This is a genomic window from Sporosarcina luteola (genome assembly GCF_023715245.1).
In the GTDB taxonomy this organism is placed as follows: Bacteria; Bacillota; Bacilli; order Bacillales_A; family Planococcaceae; genus Sporosarcina; species Sporosarcina luteola_C.
Window position 1 is genome coordinate 1 of sequence record NZ_JAMBNV010000015.1, and the last position, 741, is coordinate 741.

General features: G+C 42.0%; 1 rRNA gene. It reads right to left on the reverse strand.

The window, feature by feature from the left end:
• Positions 1 to 617 precede the first annotated feature (617 nt).
• Positions 618 to 733 (reverse strand): 5S ribosomal RNA (gene rrf / locus M3152_RS17770).
• Positions 734 to 741: the final 8 nt, after the last annotated feature.

Here is a 741-nt window from a genome sequence, read left to right on the forward strand (position 1 = left end):
TCGTCCTGAGCCAGGATCAAACTCTCCATAATAGAGAAATTCGAGTAGCTCGAGTTTCTTGCTGGCATCAATTAAGATGTCAATTTGAATCCGAAGATTCGTTTGTTCTTTTCACCGACAGAGTCGGTTCCAGAACTTTATTTGTTGACGTTTTGCTGTTCAGTTTTCAAGGTTCATTGTTCGTGCTCCGTTAGAAGCAACTCTTATATAATACCATGTTTGCAATCCTTATGTCAACAACTTTTCTAAAAAAGTTTTAAGCTGTTTTCAAAGCCGTTATTCACTTACCGGAAAGGCAACGTTGTTAACTATACCATCCAGCCTATCTAATTGCAATACCCTTAAACGTGGGAATAATTGGAACCACGTACTGAACTAAGTAGCGTTAAATAACTTTACCGTTCCAAATTCTCTTGAGTGTCAATTGAAATAACACTTCCAAGAACTAAAACCAGGTCCCTGCGTAATTTACATAAAGCTGCTGCGCCGCCTTACTACTATCGGAGCTGAAAAACTTATCTTCCGTGTTAGGAAAGAGATATGCATATGATTGTTCAACCTTCGGTTATATATAAAAAAATACACAAAAAAACCATTCCCCATGGGGAATGGCGTTGGCCCGGCGACGTCCTACTCTCACAGGGGGAAGCCCCCTACTACCATCGGCGCTGAAGAGCTTAACTTCCGTGTTCGGTATGGGAACGGGTGTGACCTCTTCGCCGTCGTCACCAGACGACTGAA